Below are 22,705 nucleotides of genomic sequence, written 5' to 3' on the forward strand. Positions count from 1 at the left end.
GCGTCAGCTCAGTGCCGGGCCCGCGAGCGGCCCCCGGTCGTCGGCGGGGGCTCCGGTTTCCCGTCCCCTCACCGACCCTTCGGCGCCCACTCTGCCAAGCCCCGGAGCACCGCGCATTGGCCTGGCGTGCACAGTGTCTTGACGGAGAGTCGCCCCGCCGCCCGCGCCCCGGGCCCCGGCTCTTGTTGCGCGGGCCGCCACGGCCGGTGTAAACCCGGGATCATGCTGCCCGAGAGAACGTTCCGCAGTGCGGAACTAACGCCCGCCGACCGTTTCGAGAGCTGGCGGGCCCTGATGTCGGAGACGCATGCGCCCATGGAGATGCGCAGTGAGCACGCCGCCGACTTCTGGGTGAACCAGCGCGTCATCTCGCTCGGCGGGATCACGGTCTATCCGATGGAATGCCATCCCCTGACCTTCCTGCGCACACCGAAGCTGATAGCGAGGTCGGACCCCGAGGCGTTCCACCTCTCGCTGATCAAACGCGGGGCGGGAGCGGTAACGCTGGGCAAGGACACCGTGGTGCACGGTGTGTTCGACATCCACACCAGTGACACGTCACGGCCGTTCGAGATCAGTTCCGGCCCGCATTCCGTCGAGATCATCGGGGTCGAGGTACCCAAGGCGCTGCTGCCGCTGCCCCCGCACACCGCTGGCCGGGTCATCGGCAAGCGCATCTCGGCCCGGGAGGGAATGGGGGCCCTGCTGGCCACCTTCCTCGGCCAGGTGACCAAGGACAGCCGGTCCTACCGGCCGGCCGAGGGCCCGCGCCTGAGCGGCGTACTGGCCGATCTCGTCGCCTCGCTCTTCGCCGGCGTCCTCGAAGCGGAGCGGTCCTTGACCCCGGAGACGCACCGGCGCGCCCTGGCACTCCGCGTGATGGCCTTCATCCGGGACCACGCCGACGATCCGCTGCTGGACGTCCCCGCGATCGCCGCCGCCCACCACATCTCCGTCAGCTATCTCCACCGGGTGTTCCAGCAGGAAGGGAACGGGGCGACGGTCGCGGCCTTCCTTCAGGGCCAGCGGCTCGCGCGGGCACGCCAGGACCTGGCGGACCCGCTGCACCAGGAGGTGCCCGTGCACGTCATCGGCGCCCGGAGGGGCTTCCGGCACGCGTCCGCGTTCAGCCGGGCGTTCCGCGAGGCCTACGGCCTGCCGCCCGCGGCCTTCCGCGGGCAGGCCCGGGCGGAAGACCTGGCCGGGGCGGACGCCTCCTAGGCCCAGTGCTGTGACCGTGAACGTTCGCCGGGTTGCTCGTTGTGCCGGTTGGAAGTGATCGGGCGCAACCGGTCCGGGTTCGCAGGCCGGCAGAGCAGGAGGGGCAGAAACTGCAGCGGATCGTGCGGCGGGGCAGTACCAGCTCGGTTCGGTTCCGCCGGGCGATGATGCTGCTGGCCTCGGCCGGCGGCAGCACCGTCCCGGTCATCGCACGGCTGGTCCAGGCGGACGAGGACACCGTCCGCGACGTGATCCACAAGTTCAACGAGATCGGCTCGGGCTCGCATGCCTGCACCCTCACGGGGCGGGAGGCCGTCCCCGCCTGCTCAGTCCTGACGACGGGGACTTCGTCATCCAGACGGCCGCTACCCGCCCGACCCAGGTCGGCAATCCCTTCACCCGCTGGTCCATCCGCAAGCTCGCCGATCACCCGCGGCGCGACATGGCCAGGCCCGTCGGACCGGCCGGGAGGCACTGCGGTGCCTACTGGCCCGCCGAGGCATTGCCTTCCAGCGCACGAAGACCCGGAAGGAGTCCCCGGACCCGGACCCGGACCCGGACGTCGACGCCAAGCCGGACCGGGACCGGATCGAGTACGCGATCAACAAGCGACCCGACCGCAGGCTCGCCTTCGACGAGTTCGGCCCGCTGGGTATCCGTCCGGCAGCCGGTTCCTGCTGGGCCATCGACCACACCTGGGCGGCCTTGAGGACGATTCGAGCCGCCCGCCCGGACGGCGCCCCGATCTACGTGATCCTCGACAACCTCTCCGCCCCCACGAACTGGCGGATGAGAAAGTGGGCGGCGCGGAACAAGGTCGAGCTGTGCTTCACCCCGACTTACGCCTCTTGGGCACCACCCCGAAGTTCTCACAGCACAACGACGCGAACGCTCCCGCATCCGCATCCGCATCCGCATCCGCAGTGAGAAAGGCATCCGCTGGGGCGGCAGACCACTACGAACAGCAGCCTGACCACCCAGCCCAGCGCCCACTACGGTCCCAGCACTAGCCTCTCCTTCATGAGCGATTCGGAGCAGCATCTTCTTGCCTGGCTACAGGACTGGTACGCGAAGCAGTGCGACGGCGACTGGGAGCACGAGTGGGGCGTGAAGATCGCCACGCTCGACAACCCCGGCTGGCTGATCGAAATCGATCTAGAGCAGACGGACCTCGAAGGACGCGAGTACCCCCGCCAGGACGTCAATCGCGACGCCCAGGATTGGGTCTGGGCCTGGACCGCTGAGAAGACTTTCCACGCCGCGTGCGGCCCCGGGAACCTTAGCGAGGCTCTTGCGATCTTCCGTACATGGGCGACCACCAGTGCTCTCTGATGACACAGGGCCAGATACAGGCCCCGCTGGTGGCCGTCCTGATCGTGGTGCTCGTGCGCCGCGGTCGTTGACGGCACCGGCCCAAGAGCCGAGGAGGCGCTGCACGCGGCGCCCCCGCCGGCGGCCCGCGCCTTTCCACGCCCAGTCCGGCCACGTGAAGTTCACCCGCATGGGTGGATGTTGACGCCGCGTACGCGTATGCGGCCGACTCGGCCCACCTGCACCGGTGGTTGAGGCGGCTTGGGTGTGGGCCGAGGCGGGGGCGGGGCAGGGTGGCATACGGGATCCGGCCGGTCTGCCGGCGGGAACGTGGGCGAGGGTGGAGCGGGACTGGTGGACGGTGGATTTCGGCGATGCGCACGCGGGTGCGGTGGGTGTCCTCATCGGCGGCAGTGAGCCGGGTCCGGTCTACTTCGATGTCGGGAGTGGTCCGGAGGTGCCGTCGACCAGGCACTGGTCGGCGTACGACGGCCGGTACCGCCGCCCGCGCGCGGAGGTTCTGCGGGCACTGTGTGCGTGCGGATGGCGCGGCGCCGCCGAGTACCTCCTGGACTGGGCGGCGGCCGGCGACCGGCCGTTGTACGAAGCGGACGTCGCCCTCACCGGACCACTCGCGGACTCGACCGCGCACCTGTCCGTCGTCCGGGATGCCGCCGAGCCGCTGGCCGCACTCCTGGCCGAGGTGACTGGACAGCTGAACGCCGCGGCCGCGGACGCGCCGCTGGCCGCGCTGCGCGACGACGGCATGCCCGCCGATACGCTGGCCACCGCCCTCGGTACCACCTACTCCAAGGCCCTGGTCATGCTCCTGGCCGCGCAGGACAGGTGACACCGCGCGTCCGCTCTCACCAAGCGAACGGCCGGATCGGCCGATGACGACCGGTGCCTCGCGCCGCATCCTCCGGAACATCCGCGGGTCCTGACTTGCTTCGTCTCCCTAGGCTCGGTCCTGTGCGGGCGGCGCTCGGGTGTGCGTGCACAGCCGGGGCCTGCCGGGACCGGTTCTCGTGGACAAGGCCAATGATGTCCGCGAACCGGCCTCAGCCTGTCTTGTTCCCAGGGCGGGGCACGGTGAGATAGGGCCTGTAGCTGCCGGAGCCCGTCGCCACCGTGAGGACCGTTCCGTACCAGGCGCGGAGGTCCGCGACGGCTGGTGGTCGGGCCGGGTCGGTGGCGCAGCGGGAGTACGGGATGAAGTCGGCCCGGCACGAGGGATTCTCCGCGATCTGCCCCGACTGCGGCGGGTGGCCGGGCAGAGGCGGAAAGTCCCAGCCGACGGACAGGTCCCCGGTCTCCGATTGCAGGCTCGGCGCCGGCATCAGGAGCCCGCCCGACTCCTGGGGATACACACCTTTCTGCTGCTGGTACATCAGCGCGTAGTCCAGGGATCCGCCTGAGGCGCTGCCGGGGCCGTTGATGTTCGCACTCCAGGTGGTGATGCCCGAGGTGCCGATGCGGCGCAGGACCTCGGTGATGTCGCCCTCGACCCCGTACACGGCCTCGGCGCTCATCGAACAGGACATCAGGTGGACGGTGGCCTCCTTCTTGAAGCCCCCGTCACTCGGCCTGGTGCACACGTCCGAGACCGCGGTGAAGCCCGGTCGCAGCCCCTCGATCCCGTCGAAGCGGCCGAGCAGCGCACGGAGCCTCGCCTCCTCGGCATCCCGCTTCTCCTGCGCGCCGGCGGTCGTGGCCATGGCGCGCAGCTCCCCGTCATCGGGCAGCGCGGAGCAGCCGCTCGTCAGGGCCGCCGCACCGAGTGCTGCCACGATGCCCGCCAGGCGCCTCCTGGGTCCCCTCGCCCTTCCCATCCCCGCCTCCGTCTCATCGGTTCCGAGGCCTACCCTCGTTCCCGGCCGGGCCCGGGCGCATGAGTACGCGTACTCACCCGCAGACCGAAAAAAGCACTTCCACCGGGGTCTGGACAGGGGCACCCGGCCCGCATGCGGCAGCTCCGCGAAGCCGGAGCTCCCGATGTCCTCGCCGCCCACCTGAACCGCCTGACAACCCCTTTCGGCGACGGTCCGCCGGCACCTTGCGCGTGCCTCGCAGCAGCACGGACACCGAAGCGTTCCGACCGCGTCGGGCGGCCACCGGCATCGCTCGCCCGACGACGACCTGATCGGAGGCACGCCCGGACTGCCGTGATCTACCGCTTGGGATATCAACTGGGCTTGCCGGTACGGAACATGCACAATGGCCTCGCACCTCAAGATCACTGCACCGGAGACTCGGGGGGACCCATGATGAAGAGAAGTGCCGTCGGCAGGCTCAGTGCCACGGCTGCGGCCCTGGGAATGGCGTACATCGGCATACTCGCCACGGCGGGGCCCGCTGCGGCCGCCAGCAATGGGCAGACCGTGGCGGTCGGCACGCGGTACTCGGACAGGATTTTCATCTGCGGCCACAACCAGTCGGACACCTTGGTGTGTACGGACTGGATAGCGACGCCCCAAACATGGGCCTTCGTATCCGGTTGGTGGTGGAAGGGCGAGATCACCATCACGGGTGAGCAGCTCGACGCCGGCCAGCCCGTTAAAAGGCGGGCGAAGTGCCAGGTGCCCGTGTCGTACCCGTCCAGTCTGTTCTGGTGCGAGACCAAGAACCAGCTCTGACTGTCCGCCAGACCGGACGACAGGCGGCTTGACGGTCAAGGGGCAGCGCTCAAGCGGGGAACGGGGTCGGGCACCCCGCCCCCGCACCCGAGCGTGCCCTCATGCGGACGCGCACCGGCTGGGGACGCGCCGTCGGCATGCTGGAGCGGATCGCAGCCCGCGTGAGCCGGGCGGGCGGCGGCCACCGCGCCCGTGCCCGAACGCCTGCCCCTCGACGAGCACGCCGCCGCGTCCGTCCTCGCGTACGCGGCCGAGCAGCGGGCGAAGGTCGACGTCCTCGCCTCGGTGCTGGAGGACATCGCCACCCACGGCTACCCCGCCCCGGAGACCGGCGTCGCGTGGGAGACCGCCCGCGACGCCCACCTCGCCCGCCTCGCCGACGGGCAGCCCCGTCTCGCCTGACCCTTCCGCGCGCCGCTCGCGCGTCGTCATGGTCGAACCCACCCTCACCCAGCTCACCAAACCGACCGCGAACGAGACGCACCGCCTGGACCGCGCGATCGTCGCCATCAGCGTCAACCCCGAACTCGGCACCGAAGTCCCCGGAACCCTGCTGCGCGACTACGCGGACGAGATCGACGGGGTACGGGTGATCTACTACGTGACCGCCTCGCGGACCATCACGATCGTGGCGTACATCGAAGCCTGAAAACCGAACAACAGCCCCGGTCCGCTCGAGTCGTGGGCGCTGGTGTGTCTGCTCCACGGTGCGGCCGTCGGGTTGTGCTGGCTGGTCCTCTCCGCCCCGAAGCAACTGAACGAGAACAGCCACCTGGGCCGAAGAGACCACAGCTCAGAAAGTGTCGACCCCGCACCTGCGGGGATGGGTCCGGCGATGAGCAGGAGCGAGCCGACGGCAGCGGTGTCGTCCCGCCCCCGGCCTGCGGGGGTGGTCCAGTCCATGCTGGTCGTGCAGGGGTACGAGCCCGCCTGACCGCACCGATCTGGGCGGTGGCGGTCGTGGTGTCAGATGACTGGGGGACGGCCCAGCCGGGTCATCTGCCATACCGTCCGCCATCGCATGGGCCGTCTCGGTGGGCATGGCACGCGGACGCCTTCGATGAAGCCGGCCCACCAGGCCGTGAGGCCGGACAGAGGGGGCCGCTGCGCGAGCGTGTATCCGGCCCAGGTTGCGAGGTAGACCGGGATCAGGATGGCGGGCAGGTGCCGCTTGGCAAGCCAGACCCGGTTGCGGGCGGTGTTGCGGTAGTACACCTTGTGGCGGGATGCCTCGGTGCGGGGGTGTTGCAGCACCATGTCCGCCCGGTAGTCGATCTCCCAGTCGGCGTCCAGGGCCCGCCAGGCGAAGTCGGTTTCCTCGTGGGCGTAGAAGAACGGGGTGGGGAAGTCGCCCACCTGGTCGATGACGGTCATGCGGATGGCGTGGCCGCCGCCGAGGAACGTGGTGACCGGCCCGGACATCAGCGGGTTTTTGCCACGCAGGCGGGGGACGTGCCTGCGCTGGCTCGCTCCGGTCTCGTCCGCGATGCGGAAGCCTGCGATGCCCAGGCGTGGGTTGTCGGCGAAGGCTTCGCGGATGAGTCGGAAGGTGTCGGTGCGGGGGAGCAGGCCGTCGTCGTCGAGGACGACTACGACGTCCACGCCGCCCTTCTCGCGCAGCCGGTCGACGCCGACGTTCCGTCCGCCGGGGATGCCCAGGTTCTCGGTCAGCTCGACACCGTCCACGTCGTCCGGGAGGGGTGGGAGCTTTACGCCCTGGCCGAGGACCACGACGGTTGCCGGATCGCCTTCCTGAGCGGCCACGGAGGCCAGCAGGGCTCCCAGTTCAGCGGGCCGGTCGCCCATGGTCAGGACCACAACCCCGATCTTCGGCATTCTGTCGCCTGTTCCTTTCACGCCTGGTTGCCACTGCGGGAGCCGCCCTCGGACGGGCTGCTCCCAGCCCACGTGGCGCTGTCGACCGCGGGCAGGTCCGGCAGCCGTCACAGTCGCCGGTCACCGCCCCGGTCGACAGCATCCAGCCCGGCGCCAGCCCTGCCCCGCCACCCCCGACGGCCCCGGGTGAACGCCGACAGGACACCTGGCTGACTTTCTCGCAGGCCTGCCGCGGGATGCCTGGGGGCGCTCTCTCTCACTGTCCCGTCTCACCGGCCCCTGCTTCTGTCTCACATGACCTTGCCCGCTTCGCACTTCAGGGGCAACGTCATGTGAGACAGGGTGGTGGAAGGGAGCGGTTGACAGAACACTTCAGCCCGTTGGCCTGCCGACGAAGGTGTGGGTGCGGGTGTATGCGGTGAAGCCCATGGATTCGTAGAGCCGCTCGGGGACGGGATAGGCGGCATCGCCTCGCGAGTAGACGATCGCACGCCGGCCACCGGCACGGGCGAAGGCATGCAGCACCGCGGTGCAGACGGCCCGGGCCAGGCCCTGACGGCGCTGGTCGGGACGGGTGCCGACCGGTTCGGACGCGCCCGTTGCGTTGACCTCGTCGTACCAGCCCTGGCAGTAGGCCACGACGTCTCCGGCGGGCGCGGTCATCATGAGATCGAGTTCGGGGCGGTAGGGCCAGGTGCCCCTCATGCGGGCACGGCGTTCGGTGGTGACCCTGGTCGATCCGAAGGCGGCACGGTGTGCGGCCGCCCGGCCGGCCACGTCGGTGTCGTCATGCTGGGCTCGGATCGCATAGCCGTCCGGCAGAGGGGCAACGTCCGGCAGCTCGGTGAGGGAGAGGTCGAGGCACGCCATGAACGGGCCGTCGACAGCCTGCGTGTATCCCCGCTGTTCCAGCGCTTTGACCAGGTGTGATTCGGTTCCGGCTACCTCGACGTGCAGCGGTCCGGGTGCGGTTTGTTCGGCCCAGGCGAGGACATCGTGGGCCAGCTCCGGGTCGGCTTGGAGCATCAGGTGGTCCGGTAGCTCAAGCCAGCCCCATGCCAGGGTTCGGTCGCCCGCGGTCCAGACCGCGGTCGAGAGACAGGCACCAGTTCCAGGTGAGGTCGCCTATGTGCCGGTAGCCGGTCGCCGGGAAGGTTCGGGTGGCCAGCTCCTGCATGGCGCGTAGCGCCATGGGTCCGGCGTGTTCATGGCGTCGCATGTTGAGAAGGCAACACCAGCTGAGACTTCGCCGCAGATCCGTCTCAGCCGTCTTTGCATCACCCCTGATCACTGCCTTCCCCACAGGCGAGATCAAGTGAGACGGGGCAGCGGCTGTGCGATGACAAGACGATCGTGACGCACCGGCGACATACACGCTGGTAGAGCCCGAATCTGCGCGCGGCCCGCCGGGCGGCGGACCGCCCGCGGCTCCGCCCGCGGCCGGGCCGCCCTGTCTGCGCAATACGGGCCACGAGCGCGGCTACGTCATGGATCTGCCCACCCTGTGGCAGTTCGCCGGCGACTGGTACACCAGACGCCTGGACGCGGGCTTCGTGCGCCGTGACCCTGCCGCCTCGGCCTCCTACTTCGCCGAAGTCGGGCTGCGCGGCTCGTGCTGGGGCCTGCCCGACTGAGATCCGTTGAGATCCGTATGCCGCCCAGCGCGGAGCCAAGCCCGCCTGCCCGGGGTCCAGCGCCTGACCTCCACCATCGCCATGGAGAACGCGGTCCAGGACGGACCGCTGCCCGAGGAGCCTCGGCGGGGCGGGCGGACCGCGTCAGCGACGGTGGGCGTGTCATCGCAATGGGGCGATCTGCGGCACGGCGGATCAGGCAAGATGCTCGCCGAGCCCAACTTCGCCCCGGAGGTTCCATGTCGAAAAGCGTCGCGCCTCGCATCGACGTTCCGCATGAGGCCCCGGCGCGGGCATCGCTCGTTTTGGCGTCCCTGATCATCGTTGCCGCGGTGGCCAACTTGAACCTGTCGGTGGCCAACGTGGCGCTGCCCGCGATCGGGAAGGCCTTCGACTCCTCCCAGACCACGCTGAACCTGATCGCCGTGGGGTACTCGCTCGGTCTGGCCGCATCGGTGCTCTATCTGGGTGCGGTCGGCGACCGTCACGGGCGCAAGCTGCTGCTGCTCCTCGGCATCGCTCTGTCCGTCCCCGCCTGCCTGCTCGCCGCGTACGCGCCGAACGACACCGTCCTCGTGGTGGCCCGGATCCTCGGCGGGCTCTCGGCCGGCATGGCCTACCCGACCACCCTGGCGCTGATCACCGCCCTGTGGGCGGGGCCGGAGCGGACGAAGTCGATCGCGCTGTGGTCGGCCCTGGGCGGCGGCATCTCCCTGCTCGGGCCGGTGATCGCGGGCGCGCTGCTCGAACGCTTCTACTGGGGGTCGGTGTTCCTGGTCACCCTGCCCCTCGCCGTGGTCGCGCTGGTCATGGCCCTGCTGTTCGTCCCCGCACACGCCAACGAGTCGGCCGAACCAGTGGACAACCTCGGCGGCATCCTGTCCGTCCTCCTGATCGCGGGACTGGTGCTGGCGATCAATTTCGCCGCCGTCCCCGGCCAGGGGGCACTGGTCGTCGGCCTCGTCGTGATCGCCCTGGCTGCCGGAGCGGCGTTCTTCTGGCGCCAGCGCCGGGCTCCCAACCCGTTGTACGACCTCCACATCGCCGGCCGGCGCACGTTCTGGGTCGCCGCATGCGCGGGAATCGTCGTGTACGGCTCCATGATGGGGTCGGCGTTCATCAGCCAGCAGTACCTGCAGAACGTGCTCGCGTACAACCCCGTCGAAGCCGGCGCCGCCATCCTCCCCCTCGTCGTGATGATCGTGCTCGTGGCACCACGGTCCGCGAAGCTGGTCGAGACACGCGGCGCCCGCACGACCCTGCTGATCGGTTACACGTTCCTCTTCCTCGCCTTCGCCTGGATGCTGCTGTTCTGGGGCGAGGACAGCAGCTACTGGCAGATCGGCTTCGCCTACGTGCTCATCGGAATCGGCGCCGGCTTCGCAGGGACGCCCGCATCCCACTCGCTGACCGGATCGGTGCCCGTGCGGCGGGCCGGCATGGCCTCAGGCACCGCCGACCTGCAACGGGACCTCGGCGGGGCCGTCATGCAGTCCATCATGGGCGTGCTCCTCACCGCCGGCTACGCCTCGGCCTTCAGCGCGGCGATCGCCGCTTCCCCCGAGAGCAAGGACGTGTCGGACCAGGTCCAGAGCGAGCTGACGAAGTCGTTCGCCTCCGCCGGGCAGGTCGCCCAGCAGCACCCCCAGTACGCCGACCAGATCGTCGCGGCAGCACGTCAGTCGTTCCTCCACGGCGACGACTGGGCATACACCGTCGGCCTGGCCGCGATCGCCCTGGGTGCGCTGCTGATCTTCTTCATGTTCCCGCACCGGGACGCCGAGCGGGAACTCCTACGGCGCTACTACACCGAGGACTCCGTCTCCGCCCCCACCGAGAGGCCGAGCGGCCCGGGAGCCTGAGAGGTCAGCCGGTCAGCCGGTCGGCCGGTCGGCCGGTCAGCCGGTCGCCGACCGTGTCGTGCGCGTCTTTGCCCCATGGCCGACGGTCTCAGCGAGCTCCGCGATACCAAGACCACGGGCCGCTACTGGAGGCCGGGATGCGCGCACTGGTCCTCCTGTCAGAGACCTTCCCCCGCCGCCTGGACGTCGCCCAGCCTCGTCTCCCTGGACCACGCCATGCTCCACAGCGGCGACCTCGACCACGGACCGGCCAGCCTCCACCCCGACCTCCCAGCCGGCCCCGGCGAGCTCGGCCTGCGCCGCCATCTCATCGAGCAGGGCCTCATGGTCCTGCTGCGCGCTGGCCTCGCCGACATGACAGCCACCGACGACGGCTTCATGTACGGGGCCACGGACGAGGCAGCGAGCTTCCTCAGCGCCCTGGTGTCCCCCTACGTCGGCCAGCTCATCGAACGGGCCGACTGGCTCACCAGCACCTACATGCACGAAGGAACGGACGTCCGCGAAGGCATGAAGCAGATCACCCAGCGCTGGTCTGGCCGCATCCACGTGAGTACCGACGACCTGGGAGAGGACGCCCTGTGAACAGGCTGACGCTCGTACACCTGACCTTCCTCGGCATCGACAAGCCCCGGCAGCGGTGGAATTCAGCCCCGGACTGACGGTCGTCTACGGAGCCTCCGACACGGGCAAGTCCTACGTCGAAGAGGCCGTGGACTACATGCTGGGCGCCAGCGAACTCAAGTCGATCCCGGAAGACGACGGCTACACCCGCATCCTCCCGGGCCTACGGGTGAGCGACGGCCGCAGCCTCACCCTGTCCCGCGCCGTCGGCGGCGACACCATCAATGGGTTCGGCTGGACGACCCAAGTAGGCTGCGGTCAAAACGGGGGTGGAGATCTTGAACTTCGATGTGCCCGGCCCGGAAGCCGACTGGCTGGAGGCGCCCGTCTCAGCGTGCCCAAACCCGAACCCTGCGTGGCAGACGAGTATGTGGTGGTACGTCGCAGGCCTGTTCCGCGAAGTTGCCTGCCTCGCGCCTCCGCTGGAGGCCTTGGCGCACCGTTTGAGGCTGTCGATCGAGCACGGCTGGGAAGAGCTCTCCGATGTCGATGTGGCGATGGTCCAGATCAGAGGGATCCACTTCGCTCTCTACCGGCTGAACACCAGCCCTTTGAAGGACACCATCGTGTCCGTCATCAAGGACACCGAGGACGACGAAGTCGCGATCAACACCCTTCTCACCGCCCTGGGGATCGGCCCCGACGCAGTGACGTACCGGGGAAATGTACGAAGCGACGAGGCCCAGTGACTGCCTGCATGACATCCGATCAAGAGGTCGTCTCGATTGGTAGATCGGCGTGCGGGTGACCCGGCGGACTGCGCCTCTCGGCGTTGGTGCGACGATGCGGAGATGCGCGACCACGATGAACTGATCAACGTCGACGACCCTGCATGGCCGCTCCTGCTTCAGGAGCTGTCCGGCACCGACGTACCAGTTGAGGTCCTGCCCGGCGATACCGCGGCAGGCCGAGCCTCCCTGCTGCAACTACAGGTCTCCGCCGGGTCGAATTTGGGCGGCATCGTACTGAACTGCGGCGGTCTGCTCGTGGACGGTGGATGGCTGCGGATCTTCGGAAGCCCAAGCGACGCCGGGCTGCCTGGCCTGGCCGAGGCCAACGCCATGCCCTCGGCATTCGATCCCTCATGGCGGCCTGGCGCCGGTCTCGTGGTTGCGCACGACGTGCTGGGCGGGGTCTTCGCGCTCAACGGGGGCAACCCCCGTGAGGCCGGTCGGCCCGGCGAGCCAGGCGAGATCCTCTACTTCGCCCCTGATGCGCTCGGCTGGGAGGCCTTGGGCGCCGGCCACTCGGCGTGGTTGTCCTGGATCTTCTCCGGAGGACTCCAGGAGTTCTATCAGGGCCTGCGGTGGGACGGCTGGCGCAGTGAGGTCGCAGTGCTGGAGGGCCGGCAGGGACTGTCGTTCTTCCCGCCGTTGTGGTCGGCCGAGGCCCGCCAGGATCTGTCGGCGACCAGCCGTCGCGCGGTGCCCCTGGCGGAACTCCTTGGCGTGAACCGCGACTCATGCTTCAGTTCGACGGCGCTGACCCGGGTTTCCTCGGAGTCGTATGAACCGGCTCACCCGTCCAGACGCAGGTAGCAGATGAGGGTGGCGGCGATGCCGGCGAACGCGAGGAAGTGTCCGGCCTTGCGCTCGTAGCCTTCCAACCAGGCCTTACCTCGCGAGTGCCGCCATGCCGACACCTATTCGCCGCCGCCGCTTCCCTCCGACACCACCACGGCGGAGTGGGCTCTGATCGAGCCCCTCCTGCCGACCCCGGCCTGCCAGACCAAGACCGGCGGGCACCCCGAGAAGTGGCCCCGCCGACAGATCGTGGACGCGATCCGCTACATCGTCGACAACGGCACGAAGTGGCGGGCCCTCCCCGCGGACTTCCCACCCTGGGAAACCGTCTACGGGTTCTTCACACGCTGGAACCGAGCCGGCTGCGTCACCTACATCCGCGACCAGCTCCGACGCAGAATCCGTACCGACCTGGGACGATGCCCCCACCCCGTCACTCTGATCGTCGACTCCCAATCGGTGAAGGCAGCACACACCGTTAGCCAGGACACCCGGGGGTACGACGCCGCGAAGAAAATCAACGGCCGTAAGAGACACCTCATGGTCGACGCCAAAGGCATGCCCGTCATGATCATGGTGACCCCGGCCGACATGACCGACCGCGACGCGGCCCGCGAACTCCTCTGGCGCCTTCGCCTCACCCAGCCGCAGATCACACAGGTCTGGGCAGACTCCGCCTACGCCGGCCAGCTCGTCGACTGGGCCCGCGACTTCCTCAAAATCACCCTGCGGACCGTCTCCCGGCCCAAGGGAGCCAAGGGCTTCATCGTCCTTCCCCGGCGATGGCGCGTTGAGCGGACCATCGGCTGGATCATGAACGCCCGCCGTAACGCGAGAGACTACGAACGCCTGCCCCAGCACAGCGAAGCACACCTGAACTGGTCACTCATTACCCTCATGACCAGGCGTATCACCCGCGCCGGCAAGCCCAGGGCAGATCGCTGGGACAAGAAACCCCACCTCGCGAGCTGACAGCCCAACCAGCCGTGCCGGGCAGCCATGCCGGGCAACACCTCCTCAGAGTGCCGAGGAGAAAGAAACCGCACGGGGGTGAAGGCCGTCGGCAACGACGACAGCGGCGATATTTCGCGACTGCGTCCGGCCCAGCCAAACGACGCCAGGAGACTCGGCGCAAAATGTCACAAGATCAGCTCGGTGAGACTCGTCGCTGGTCCGCTCAAACCATCCACCGAGAAGGCTTTCCGTTTCGCGGGACGTGCTTCGGCCCGCCGAAGAATCCCTCCAAAACTTGCAGAACGTCTCAGTTAGCGTCGACCACGCGGTGGCATCGGCGAAGCACCCCATATTCGTCTCGGAGTTGAACCCGATCCTGTCTTCTGGCCGTATCTGCTCGATGTCGTCACTCACGCTGAGAGCCATCTCCCAGCTGACCACCTGCTCCTGCGAGACACAGAGTCGGACCGCTGCGACTTCCCGGCCGTCGAAGTCCTCACCCATGAACTCGTACGGCCCCGTCGTCCATGCCGCCTCCAGCCGATAGGCACCGGGCGGAAGCCGCTCGGCCAGTTCCCGGCCTACACGGGTCCTGAACTCCGGATCAGTGTCTTCCGGCCACGGCGAATCGACGATGAGGCGACCGCTTGGAACACGGATCGTCGTCACCTCCACTACCTCAGCGACTTCGACGAACGTCAGCGGATCACGGGGCAGCGTTCCCAGCCGCGTCCCTTCCTTGAACACCGCATGCAGATACCAGCTCTCCTGAGGTCCTGCCACCAGTCGAGCGTCTGTTGTGCCATCCATAGCCGAAGGGTACGCAGCACTGCTGACACTCACGTGTGCGGCCCGGCTCCCCTAGCTTGATGCGACGATCAGGGCCCGCCAGCTCCAGCAGGACCGCAATTCGGGGATCGAAAACACCTTCTCAGGCACGGCGGAACAGGTCGCCAGGATTCACCGCACGCCCGCCGCCCCACGACGGGCCCGGGCGGCGGGGGACTTCGCGGCCGTGGGCGAGCCACTGCCGCTCGACGGCGTCGTAGATCGGCGTATCGGATGCCTGCCGGATCTCCTTGGCCAGCCAGGTGAATCCGGCCCAGTCCGGCGGTGAAACGGTTCTCTGCTCCATACCCAGACCAACGAGGGCGCCCTGCCGGCGTGGTGGTGCGTGACCGTTCCGTCATGAACCGGCAAAGCAGCCTTAAAGGCGACGACGGCCCCGCTGCCGGGCGAGGTGGCCATGCTGGACCGGCCGGTGGTGAGGGCCTGTCGGTGCCGGACGGCCCGGGTATCGCGGGTGTCCGGTATTGCGCGGGGTGAATGCCCGCTACCTGGCGGTTTCTTGATCGTTTTGGGGGTGTCGGGCGTGTGGGCGGGGCCGTTGGGGTTCCGGGCGTGCGGTGGGTTCGAGGGGATGTACGGCGGATGGCTGGTCGTGGAGTGTGGTGGGCGGCGGTGCTGGTGTCTGCGGCGTTGGTTCCGGTGGCGGCAGGGGTGTCGGGGGCCCTTCCCACGGCTGCGGGGGCCGGGCCGGCGCTGGAGAGGGTCGAGCCCACGGGGGCGGTCGAGGTCGTTGACGACCACTCGTGTTTCGAGGTGACGGTCAAGGGCCACGGGTTCGATCCGGGCTCGGAGGTCGTGCTGGAGGTGGGCACCGACCAGGCCATGGGGGTGCTGCGGGGCGCTCCGGTGACAGTTAACCCGGGCAAGCTCGGCAACTTCGGCCCCAAGACATTCAAGCCGTGCGGATTGACCACCCACGGCTCGACGGGCAGCGACCACAAGTGCACCGACACGGAGGCCAAGAACGGGGAGTGCCTCCTCGGGACGGTGGTGGCGGGCAGCGGCGGCCGCTGGGTCTCCAACAAGGTCCGGGTCGTGGCCGTCACCTACAAGGAGGAGATCAGGGCCGTGCCGGCGGTGCCGACGCCGGGCCCGGACGGAGAGGAGCCGCGCATGGTCAACCGGAAGGTCAAGGTCCGCACAGTCCTGGCGGAGGTCTCCTGGCCGCTGAAGGTGACCGGTACCAAGTAACCTCCCGGCCGGCCGCCTCGGGCGGCCCGGCAGTACGGCGCCGTTCCGGAATCCTGGAACGGCGCCCGGGGCGTGGTGTTCCCACTGGGAACACCACGCCCCGGGCGTGGACGCGCCCACACCTCGGGGGCCGGTTCGCAGGCCGGCCGGATGCGTGGAACTGCGAAGTTCGCATCCCAGTGGCCGAGGTGCGGAACCGGTGGTGTGCCCGGTCGTTGAAGGGCCGGGACGCACACCGTCCCGGGCACGCGGTGCCGTTCTCCTTGGCCTGCCCGGGGCGGACCCCGGGTCCTGGTGCCTGACGCTTTTCCGTTCCTTGCTGCTGTCGCCGGGGGAAGGATGTCGCCGTTCGTGGTGGTGGCAGCGTCAGGTGTCAGGACCAGTTTTCCGGGCTGTGCTTCGACCTGTGCGGGCGCCGGTTAGGGTCGTGGTCAGCCCGCGCCGATATGGCGTGCGTGGGTGAGGCCCGGTGCCCAGAGCGCTCTGTGGGCAGCAGTACCACCGGGCCGCCCCCAACGTCACCGGCCGCCGATCGGTTCGTGTCCCGACTCCGCCCCGCGAAGGCCGGCGGGACGCGACAGGGAAAGCCGGCTCTTCACGCCCGTTGCACGGTGGTGGGGTCGGCGTGCCATTGACACCCGCCGCGCTCCGGCGAGATGAACGCCACCACGTGCTGACCGCGGCCGCCGGGCGGGTCGGAAGGGTCCTCCCACGCGGGGTCGATGTCCCGCAGGATCCCGGTCCTGCCGTACACGTCCTGGACGCGCTCCCCGATGTCCGTCCGGTCGATCACCTCGCACCCCCCGGTCAGGCGTGGGGGTGGCGGCGGACGACGACGTTGCAGTCGGACACCCCGGACATGCCCCCGGACCGCCGGCACGCAGAACGGCGTCCCGCGGCGCCCGCGCACTCTGAACAGCCGGGGGCGGGTTCGGGATCGCGCCGGGGGAGCGTCACGTGCACCGCTTCGCCCTGGCCGCCGCCTGGTGCTCCGGGCCCGCTGTCGTACGTCATGCCGCTCACCGTTTCTCGACCTTCGACGTGCCTCCTGCAGGCATACCGTCGGTGATCTGATGTGTCCTCACCAGGGGCATTGGTAGGGGCAAGATGGGGTGATGGACCTGGGGGACTTGATCAGAGGCCTGCGTATGGCGCGAGATGGTCGCAGGGCAGGTTGTCCGATTGGATCAACGCCCGGTATGGGACCGCTCTGACCCGCGAGTACATCTCCCGGTGGGAGCGGGGTGCGGTGACGCCGGGTGCCTACTACCTGCGGTGTCTGTCCGTGGTGCTGGACGTGCCGCTGGCTGTTCTGGAGGGTCAAGTGGACCGACGTGAGTTCCTCACCGATGCGGCCGGCGCCGCGATAGCCCCTGTGGTGGCCTCCGACCTCCTCTAGCGTAGGGTTCGCCGCCCGCCTGACCGGCGGCCCCTCCGTGGAGGCGTGGGAGGCCAAGCTGGCGGTCTACGGGACCGAGTACATGAGCCTGGGCGCGGCCGACATCCAGCGCCGTGTCAGCGCCGAGCTCGTCACGGTCCAGCAGCAGCTGGACAACCCGCGCCTGTGGTCGGTCGCGGCCCGCCTGATGACCCTCTACGCGAAGACGTTCCCCGGCTCGGACGGGGCGAAGGCGGTGCACTGGTACCGGATGGCCGCGCAGGCCGCCGACGCCTTTGAAGACCTGGACACCCGTGTCTGGGTCCGCGGCCGTGCCGCGATCGCCCTCGGCTACGAAGGCGCCGCCCTGCCCGTCGCGGATGTCCTCGCCGACCAGGCCATGGCCCTCAGCGACCGGCCGTCCCTCGGCCTGCTGGACGCCGTCTTCGGCAAGGCCCACGCCGCCGCCCTCCGCGGCGACCACACCACCGCACGCCGGCCGCCGCGAACGCGTCCTGAAAGCCATCGACGCCGCGGTGAAGTCCGGCGGGGACATCACGGTCTCCGGGCTCGCCCGCTCCGCCCGGGTCGACCGGACATTCCTCTACCGCCACCCCGACCTGCTTGAACGAGTCCACGTCGCTGCCAGCACCCCCGTCGAGAACGGGCGGATGGCCGCGGTCAGCCGGGCCTCGCTTCAGGCTGACCTCGCGAACGCGCTGGAAGCCAACAAGCGCCTCACCGCACGAGTCCGTCAGCTGGAGACCCGTCTCTCAACCCAGCTCGGCGAAGGTGTCTGAGCCGAGTCCGGGCTCGGAGCCCCGGTCGACATCGACCAGCTCCAACGCCGCATCACTCTCCTCGAGCAAGAGGTCGCGGACAAGCGGGGCGGGCTCGAAGAGCGGTCGCAAGAGCTGGAAGCGGCCCGTGCTGCGAACCGCGAACTGACTCGGTCCCTCAACCACCGGCCGTGACCATCCAGCCCGGCCAACTAGGGCATCAAGGGCAATCTATTCACCTCAAACGCCCGCTCAAAGTGAATAGGGATAGAGATCGATCCGGGGAACGTGGAACATGATCCTTTGACCTGGTGAGGGAGCGGGTGGACCAATCTCTACTAGCACGATGTCGGATGCCATGCGGATTGCAGCGACTCCATCATCGCCAACTGACTCCACAATTCCACAGAATGTCAGGGGCGCACCGAGTGGCCCTTCCAGCGACTCGGTAGCGTCCGTCGAAGTCCACTTCTCGATCGCATCCGGAATGTCCAATTCCACATTTGTCGGGCCGAGCTGCGGAGACTCATCACCCTGCCACGTCCCCCAGGCCTCGCCCAGAGGCCCTGAGAAGACGACGCGACCGCTTTGTCTGATCAGGCTGCCGATGATCACGTTCATTACTTCAACCCCAGCGGGACTCGAACCATTGTGTTGTCGACGATCCACGTGTTGGTAGGGGATTCAAACGTCCAGGTCTCCATATGGAAGTGGAACTTGGTCGGTTTGCTGTTCATCTCGTGCGGCCCCATTCTGATGCTTCGCAACCCGTCGGCGGAGACGAGTCGGTGTGGATCAGGCATACCCGTCCGTGGGTGGATGTTGGTGTACGGCCCTTCGCCTAGGAAATTCTCCCACTCAGCCATGACCTGATTCGGCTTGAGCGGTTTGGGTGCGACGACCTCCGGGGTCTCGACAACGGATTCTTTCGGCGGGCAGGGGTTGAGCCCCAGTGGGTCCGCCCAGGTGTGGGGGTTGTGGATGTAGGTGGCCGGGTTGGGGGCGGGGGTGAGACCGAGGGGGTCAGGGGTGAGGTAGCGGGCTGTTTCGGGGTCGTAGGTACGGAAGTAGTTGTGGTGGAGGCCCGTTTCTGGGTCATAGTGCTGGCCGGGAAAGCGGAGTGGGGTGTAGGCCGTTGCGTCGCGGTTCCAGGTTGTGGTGCCCCAGAGCGTGGTGCGGGTGTGCCACGCGGTGGTGCCGTCTTCTGCGAGGAGGTGGGTGGGGGTGCCCAACAGGTCCGTGACGATCGTGAAGAAGCGGTCGTCGACCTCGTCCTGGGTCATGCGTTCCGTCTGGGTGACGGGGTGGAGGCCTTGGTGGGTCCAGGTGAGGGTGACCGAGCCACTGGTTTGCTCGCAGAGGGTTGTGCCGTCCCAGGTGAAGTGGGTCTCCTCGACGACCGTGCCGGAGTGTGTTGTGCTCGTACGCCGTGGTCTCGCCTACGGCGTTGGTGCGGGACGTCAGGCGCCCCGAAGCGTCGTACCCGTAGGTAAGGGTTCGGTCGTCGAAGTCCGTCTCCGAAGCCAGCCGTCCCGCCTCGTCGTAGGCATAGTTCCAGGTGAGCCCTTGCGGGTTGGTGACACCCGTCAGGCGGAGTTGCATGTCGTGCGTGAACGTGTAGCGCGTGCCGTCGGGGCCGGTGCCGGTGGTGAGGAGGTCGAAGTCGCCGTACTCGAAGTCCGTGTCTCCGCCGATCGCGTCCGTGTGGGTCAGGCAGTTGCCCTCGCCGTCGTAGGTCCAGGACTCCTTGGTGCCGTCGGCGTTCACGCGGTGCAGGAGGCGGCCCTCGATGCTCCAGGTGAGGTGCGTGGTGTGGCCCAGTGGGTCTGTGATGGCGATCGGGCGGCCGAAGGCATCGCGGACATACGTCATAGTGCCGCCGAGGGGGTCGGTCGCTGAGGCGACCTGGCCCGTCGGGTCGCTTCGGACTGTCGTGGTGTTGCCCAGGGCATCGGTCACGGACGCGAGGTGGCCGCGGGTGTCGTACCGGAAGTGAGTCGTGGCGCCGGACGGGTCGGTGACCGAGGTGCGGTTGCCGTGGTCGTCGTAGGTCTGGCGGACTACTCTGCCGTCCGGGGTGATCAGCTTCACGGGCAGGCCGAGCGCGTTGTATTCCGCCCGAGACGCGCGGCCGTCTGGGCGGGTCACGCCGGTCACCCGGCCCGCCTCGTCATATGTGAAGCGGGTGGTGTGGCCCAGCGGGTCGGTGCGCACCAGGAGCCGGTGGCGGCGGTCGTGCTCGAAGCGGTTTGTCGCGCCGGTGGGATCGATCTCCGCGGTGATCTGGGCGCGGTCGTTGACCAGGAACTGTGTGGTGTGGCCGAGGGAGTCGGTGAGGGTGGTTCGGCCGGGCTCGTAGGTGAAGCGGACATTGAGGTGCCCGTTGGTACCGGACTGGGCGATGCACCGGTGCTGGTCGTCGTAGACGTAGTCGAAGTGGCGGTCGTTGGTGTCGGTCCAGGAAGTGATCCGGCCGAGCTCGTCGTAGCCGAAACGGAGTGGAAGGCCGGAGGAGTTGGTGACCTGGGTGAGGTGGCCGTCGGTGTAGCCGTAGCGCAGGACCTGGGTGCCGTCGGCCAGGGCGAGGCCGGTTATTCGGCCATCGGAGGTCGTAAGGCGGACCTCGTAGCCGCCGCTGTGGGAGATGGCGGCAGGGGCGCCTGCTTCGTCGTACGTGTAGGTGATCCATGCGCCGTTGCGGTCGTCGATCTGAGTGAGCAGACCGTCCTCGGTGAAGTGCCGGATCTGGCCGGTGTTGGGGTCGGTGACCGTGTAGCCGCCGTCTTCCTGCTGTTCCAGCGGCCAGCTGCGGCCCAGGCGTGGCAGTACGGGGCGTCGGGCGAGGGGTGGGGGTAGCCGAGAAGGCTGCCGTCCTCGCTGACCAGAACCACGCCCTCGTCGTCGAACTCCAGCCTCTGGTCGACGGTGCAGGCCCAGGTGGGGCCGAACCAGCGGCCCAGACGGTACGACGACTCGAACGTCCGGCTGAACACCAGCGGCAGGGAGCCGGGGAGGACCAGGTCGGTCTGGGGGAGTGTCATCCGGCCCGTCGCGACGTCGACCGGGTCCTCCCGACAGGTCTTGCAGTCGGATTCGCGCGACTTGTCGTGCGGGTCGTGGCGCAGCTCGTCGCCGGCCGCCCGAGTCGGCTCCTTCGATCCCCCCGGCCTCTTCGGCGTATGTGCCAGGTCGTCGACGAGGCGGGCGGCTCCGGCGGCTCTGCGGGCAGCGCCGGACAGCAGGCCACCCCCCTTGGGGCCGATGGCTTCCGGGACGAGCGTGCCGCCGAACTCGAAGGGATCCTTCAATGCGCTGTCCAGCATGGCCTTGGCCGCTGCACCAGGGTCGTTGGCCGTCGTGAGGAAGCCGGCGCTCATGCTGTTGAGGCCCATCTGGGCCACGGTCGGGTGGTTCATGTTGTACGGGTCGTGGGAGTCGAGCCCGCGGGCGAAGTTGACCAGGCCGACCGTCCCCTTGGCGATCCCGCCGACGAAGTGTTCGACCTCCGCGCCCTTGCGGACGATCTCGACCAGCGTCGCGTCGGCGGCCGACACCTTCGGCGCCGCGTCCCGAGCCTTCTCCAGGGCTTGTGCCACCGAGTGGGCGACGTCATCGCGCTGGCGTCGCGCCTCGGCCAGCTTCTGCCGGGCGGCCTTGATGCCGTCCGTACCCGGGTCGGTGAAACCCATGGGGCGGGCCGGCAGCGGATCCTGCTGAACTTTGACCGCCGATTCGTAGTCCTTGACCCACCTGTCGTAGGCGGCGTGGGCGTTCTCGGACAGCTTGACGGCGGCCTTGTACTCGTCGATCGCCTCCTTGGCCTGCCCCTGCGCCCAGGTCACCGTGTCGGCGAATCGGCCCACCGCGCCGGCCGCCGTCTCGAAGGCGGCCGCGGTCGCGAACCAGCGGGGCGCCTTCTCCTGGACGGAGTCCCGAACGGCGTCGGCAGCGGCGCCTTTGATTGCCGTCCGTGCCCAACTTTTTCAGGCCTTCCCCGGTACGGGTGAAGGCCGCGTGGAAGTCGTTCAGGTGCCCGGCGGTTGCCCGCAGGGTGCTTGCGCTGCCGTGGACCAGCTGCTTGGGATCGTCGCTCTGGCCGAGCTCGACCTCAGCGACGTCGGCGCCCAGACGGTTCGCCGCGGAGTTCGCCGTGTTCCGGACCGCGTTGGCGCCCCCCTGCCACCCGACCTCCTCCAGCTGGTCGGCCGTCTTGTCGCCGAGCCACTCGACCGCGTCGCCCGTGAGAGCCGCGCCCTTCTCCAGCCAGTTGCCGCCGCTCATCGGGAACCGCCCCCCTGATTCCCGCTCTGATCACTGTCCTGGCCGCCACCCTGCTGGTCCACGCCCTGCGGGTTGCGGACACGGTCGAGGGTCTCGCGGTCCATGCCCTGAGCTTCGGCAACCTCCTCCAACATGCCGCCGACGAGCCCCTCGTTGAGCAGGCCCTTCTTGGTGTCCGCCCACGTACGGTCGAAGTCCTCCCGGGCCTGACGGGCCTGCTCCGGCGTCTCCCGCTTGAACGCGTGATCGGAGAGGACCGCTTCCAAGGACTTCTTCTCCACCTCGTCGTTCGACGCATGGGGATTGCCGATACCGGCGTTGACCACCACCTTGAACGTGCCCTTGAGGTACTGGTCCTGCTCCCACACCGAGCCGGCCCCGATACCCAGGCGCTCGGCGAGCCCACTGGTGAGGACGAAGAGACTCGCCACGCTCATGTCCCAGCGTTCGCAGAACCCCTCCAGCGCTGCCGCGACCGCCGGATGACCGGCCTCCATGCCCGTCGGCGCCAGCTGGCTCATACGTCATCGCGACGACCGGCTCCGCTCCGAGGCGACGGGCGAGGAAGAACGTGACCACGCAGACGAGGGGCAGTATGAGTCCGCAATCCCTGGTGACGCCCCGGC

General features: G+C 68.8%; 24 protein-coding genes and 5 pseudogenes. 17 read left to right on the top strand and 12 right to left on the bottom strand.

Features of this window, described 5'->3' with window-relative positions; translation table 11 throughout:
• The first annotated feature begins 222 nt into the window (after positions 1–222).
• The 4 genes and pseudogenes from ACFY0D_RS26535 to ACFY0D_RS26550 all read left to right on the top strand — a co-directional run bounded on the left by ACFY0D_RS26535 (position 223) and on the right by ACFY0D_RS26550 (position 3,382).
• On the top strand, positions 223–1,221 hold the full coding sequence (locus ACFY0D_RS26535; protein WP_390800558.1) for an AraC family transcriptional regulator: 999 nt from the start codon (positions 223–225) through the stop codon (positions 1,219–1,221).
• A gap of 167 nt (positions 1,222–1,388) precedes the next feature.
• A pseudogene (locus ACFY0D_RS26540) lies at positions 1,389–2,194 on the top strand (helix-turn-helix domain-containing protein).
• A gap of 47 nt (positions 2,195–2,241) precedes the next feature.
• Positions 2,242–2,553, top strand: coding sequence for an immunity 53 family protein (locus ACFY0D_RS26545; RefSeq protein ID WP_390800559.1), 312 nt, complete (start codon positions 2,242–2,244; stop codon positions 2,551–2,553).
• A 226-nt stretch (positions 2,554–2,779) separates the two neighbouring features.
• Positions 2,780–3,382 (top strand): hypothetical protein, encoded by a 603-nt coding sequence (locus ACFY0D_RS26550; protein WP_390800560.1) that lies wholly within the window; start codon positions 2,780–2,782, stop codon positions 3,380–3,382.
• A 211-nt stretch (positions 3,383–3,593) separates the two neighbouring features.
• On the opposite strand, the gene ACFY0D_RS26555 is transcribed toward ACFY0D_RS26550, so the two are convergent.
• Complete coding sequence (locus tag ACFY0D_RS26555) at positions 3,594–4,322, bottom strand: hypothetical protein (protein WP_390800561.1); 729 nt, start codon at positions 4,320–4,322, stop codon at positions 3,594–3,596.
• A gap of 474 nt (positions 4,323–4,796) precedes the next feature.
• On the opposite strand from ACFY0D_RS26555, the gene ACFY0D_RS26560 reads away from it, so the two are divergent.
• The 3 genes from ACFY0D_RS26560 (at position 4,797) to ACFY0D_RS26570 (ending at position 5,817) form a co-directional block, all read left to right on the top strand.
• On the top strand, positions 4,797–5,168 hold the full coding sequence (locus ACFY0D_RS26560; protein ID WP_390800562.1) for a hypothetical protein: 372 nt from the start codon (positions 4,797–4,799) through the stop codon (positions 5,166–5,168).
• A gap of 192 nt (positions 5,169–5,360) precedes the next feature.
• A complete protein-coding gene (locus tag ACFY0D_RS26565; RefSeq protein ID WP_390800563.1) occupies positions 5,361–5,570 on the top strand; it encodes a hypothetical protein in 210 nt (69 codons plus the stop codon).
• A gap of 28 nt (positions 5,571–5,598) precedes the next feature.
• Positions 5,599–5,817: a hypothetical protein gene (locus ACFY0D_RS26570; protein ID WP_390800564.1), complete on the top strand. Its 219-nt coding sequence runs from the start codon at positions 5,599–5,601 to the stop codon at positions 5,815–5,817.
• Between the two features lie 317 nt (positions 5,818–6,134).
• On the opposite strand, the gene ACFY0D_RS26575 is transcribed toward ACFY0D_RS26570, so the two are convergent.
• The 3 genes from ACFY0D_RS26575 to ACFY0D_RS26585 all read right to left on the bottom strand — a co-directional run bounded on the left by ACFY0D_RS26575 (position 6,135) and on the right by ACFY0D_RS26585 (position 8,223).
• A complete protein-coding gene (locus ACFY0D_RS26575; RefSeq protein WP_390800565.1) occupies positions 6,135–7,004 on the bottom strand; it encodes a glycosyltransferase family 2 protein in 870 nt (289 codons plus the stop codon).
• A 372-nt stretch (positions 7,005–7,376) separates the two neighbouring features.
• A complete protein-coding gene (locus tag ACFY0D_RS26580) occupies positions 7,377–8,030 on the bottom strand; it encodes a GNAT family N-acetyltransferase (protein ID WP_390800566.1) in 654 nt (217 codons plus the stop codon).
• A gap of 16 nt (positions 8,031–8,046) precedes the next feature.
• Positions 8,047–8,223: a hypothetical protein gene (locus ACFY0D_RS26585; RefSeq protein ID WP_390800567.1), complete on the bottom strand. Its 177-nt coding sequence runs from the start codon at positions 8,221–8,223 to the stop codon at positions 8,047–8,049.
• A 268-nt stretch (positions 8,224–8,491) separates the two neighbouring features.
• On the opposite strand from ACFY0D_RS26585, the gene ACFY0D_RS26590 reads away from it, so the two are divergent.
• From ACFY0D_RS26590 to ACFY0D_RS26615, 6 genes and pseudogenes are all read left to right on the top strand, one after another.
• The gene (locus ACFY0D_RS26590) at positions 8,492–8,638 is read left to right on the top strand and encodes a hypothetical protein (protein WP_390800568.1); all 147 of its coding nucleotides are present in this window, start codon (positions 8,492–8,494) and stop codon (positions 8,636–8,638) included.
• A gap of 239 nt (positions 8,639–8,877) precedes the next feature.
• The gene (locus ACFY0D_RS26595) at positions 8,878–10,500 is read left to right on the top strand and encodes an MFS transporter (RefSeq protein WP_390800569.1); all 1,623 of its coding nucleotides are present in this window, start codon (positions 8,878–8,880) and stop codon (positions 10,498–10,500) included.
• A gap of 75 nt (positions 10,501–10,575) precedes the next feature.
• On the top strand, positions 10,576–11,085 hold the full coding sequence (locus ACFY0D_RS26600) for an ABC-three component system middle component 2 (RefSeq protein WP_390800570.1): 510 nt from the start codon (positions 10,576–10,578) through the stop codon (positions 11,083–11,085).
• A gap of 317 nt (positions 11,086–11,402) precedes the next feature.
• Entirely contained in the window at positions 11,403–11,813 is a 411-nt protein-coding gene (locus ACFY0D_RS26605) for a hypothetical protein (RefSeq protein WP_390800571.1), read from the top strand.
• A gap of 102 nt (positions 11,814–11,915) precedes the next feature.
• Complete coding sequence (locus ACFY0D_RS26610; RefSeq protein ID WP_390800572.1) at positions 11,916–12,662, top strand: DUF2625 domain-containing protein; 747 nt, start codon at positions 11,916–11,918, stop codon at positions 12,660–12,662.
• 123 nt (positions 12,663–12,785) lie between these two features.
• Positions 12,786–13,619 (top strand): annotated as a pseudogene (locus tag ACFY0D_RS26615) (IS5 family transposase); the annotation flags it as partial.
• Between the two features lie 45 nt (positions 13,620–13,664).
• Here the strand turns inward: ACFY0D_RS26615 and ACFY0D_RS26620 are convergent.
• Positions 13,665–14,411 carry a DUF4241 domain-containing protein gene (locus tag ACFY0D_RS26620; protein WP_390800573.1) on the bottom strand — a complete coding sequence of 249 codons (747 nt, stop codon included), beginning with the start codon at positions 14,409–14,411 and terminating at the stop codon, positions 13,665–13,667.
• A 121-nt stretch (positions 14,412–14,532) separates the two neighbouring features.
• Positions 14,533–14,736, bottom strand: coding sequence for a hypothetical protein (locus tag ACFY0D_RS26625; protein ID WP_390800574.1), 204 nt, complete (start codon positions 14,734–14,736; stop codon positions 14,533–14,535).
• Positions 14,737–15,032: 296 nt separating this feature from the next.
• On the opposite strand from ACFY0D_RS26625, the gene ACFY0D_RS26630 reads away from it, so the two are divergent.
• Positions 15,033–15,641 (top strand): hypothetical protein, encoded by a 609-nt coding sequence (locus ACFY0D_RS26630; protein ID WP_390800575.1) that lies wholly within the window; start codon positions 15,033–15,035, stop codon positions 15,639–15,641.
• Between the two features lie 595 nt (positions 15,642–16,236).
• On the opposite strand, the gene ACFY0D_RS26635 is transcribed toward ACFY0D_RS26630, so the two are convergent.
• Entirely contained in the window at positions 16,237–16,434 is a 198-nt protein-coding gene (locus tag ACFY0D_RS26635) for a hypothetical protein (RefSeq protein WP_390800576.1), read from the bottom strand.
• A gap of 381 nt (positions 16,435–16,815) precedes the next feature.
• Between ACFY0D_RS26635 and ACFY0D_RS26640 the strand changes: the two genes are divergently transcribed.
• From ACFY0D_RS26640 to ACFY0D_RS26650, 3 genes are read left to right on the top strand one after another with little or no spacing between them, the layout of a single operon-like run.
• Positions 16,816–17,040, top strand: coding sequence for a hypothetical protein (locus ACFY0D_RS26640; protein WP_390800577.1), 225 nt, complete (start codon positions 16,816–16,818; stop codon positions 17,038–17,040).
• A gap of 37 nt (positions 17,041–17,077) precedes the next feature.
• On the top strand, positions 17,078–17,647 hold the full coding sequence (locus ACFY0D_RS26645; RefSeq protein ID WP_390800578.1) for a hypothetical protein: 570 nt from the start codon (positions 17,078–17,080) through the stop codon (positions 17,645–17,647).
• Entirely contained in the window at positions 17,556–17,819 is a 264-nt protein-coding gene (locus ACFY0D_RS26650) for a hypothetical protein (RefSeq protein WP_390800579.1), read from the top strand. The genes ACFY0D_RS26645 and ACFY0D_RS26650 overlap by 92 nt, the downstream gene beginning before the upstream one ends.
• 231 nt (positions 17,820–18,050) lie before the next feature.
• On the opposite strand, the gene ACFY0D_RS26655 is transcribed toward ACFY0D_RS26650, so the two are convergent.
• From ACFY0D_RS26655 to ACFY0D_RS26675, 5 genes and pseudogenes are all read right to left on the bottom strand, one after another.
• Positions 18,051–18,419, bottom strand: coding sequence for a hypothetical protein (locus ACFY0D_RS26655; protein WP_390800580.1), 369 nt, complete (start codon positions 18,417–18,419; stop codon positions 18,051–18,053).
• Positions 18,420–18,745: 326 nt separating this feature from the next.
• Positions 18,746–20,857, bottom strand: a pseudogene (locus ACFY0D_RS26660) (DUF6531 domain-containing protein); the annotation flags it as partial.
• Between the two features lie 507 nt (positions 20,858–21,364).
• A pseudogene (locus ACFY0D_RS26665) lies at positions 21,365–21,760 on the bottom strand (putative T7SS-secreted protein); the annotation flags it as partial.
• Between the two features lie 16 nt (positions 21,761–21,776).
• Positions 21,777–22,079: pseudogene (locus tag ACFY0D_RS26670) on the bottom strand (putative T7SS-secreted protein); the annotation flags it as partial.
• Entirely contained in the window at positions 22,076–22,600 is a 525-nt protein-coding gene (locus tag ACFY0D_RS26675; RefSeq protein ID WP_390800581.1) for a hypothetical protein, read from the bottom strand. The pseudogene ACFY0D_RS26670 and the gene ACFY0D_RS26675, both read right to left, overlap by 4 nt.
• Positions 22,601–22,705: the final 105 nt, after the last annotated feature.

This window comes from Streptomyces sp. NPDC001502 (assembly GCF_042894785.1).
Taxonomy (GTDB): domain Bacteria; phylum Actinomycetota; class Actinomycetes; order Streptomycetales; family Streptomycetaceae; genus Streptomyces; species Streptomyces kutzneri.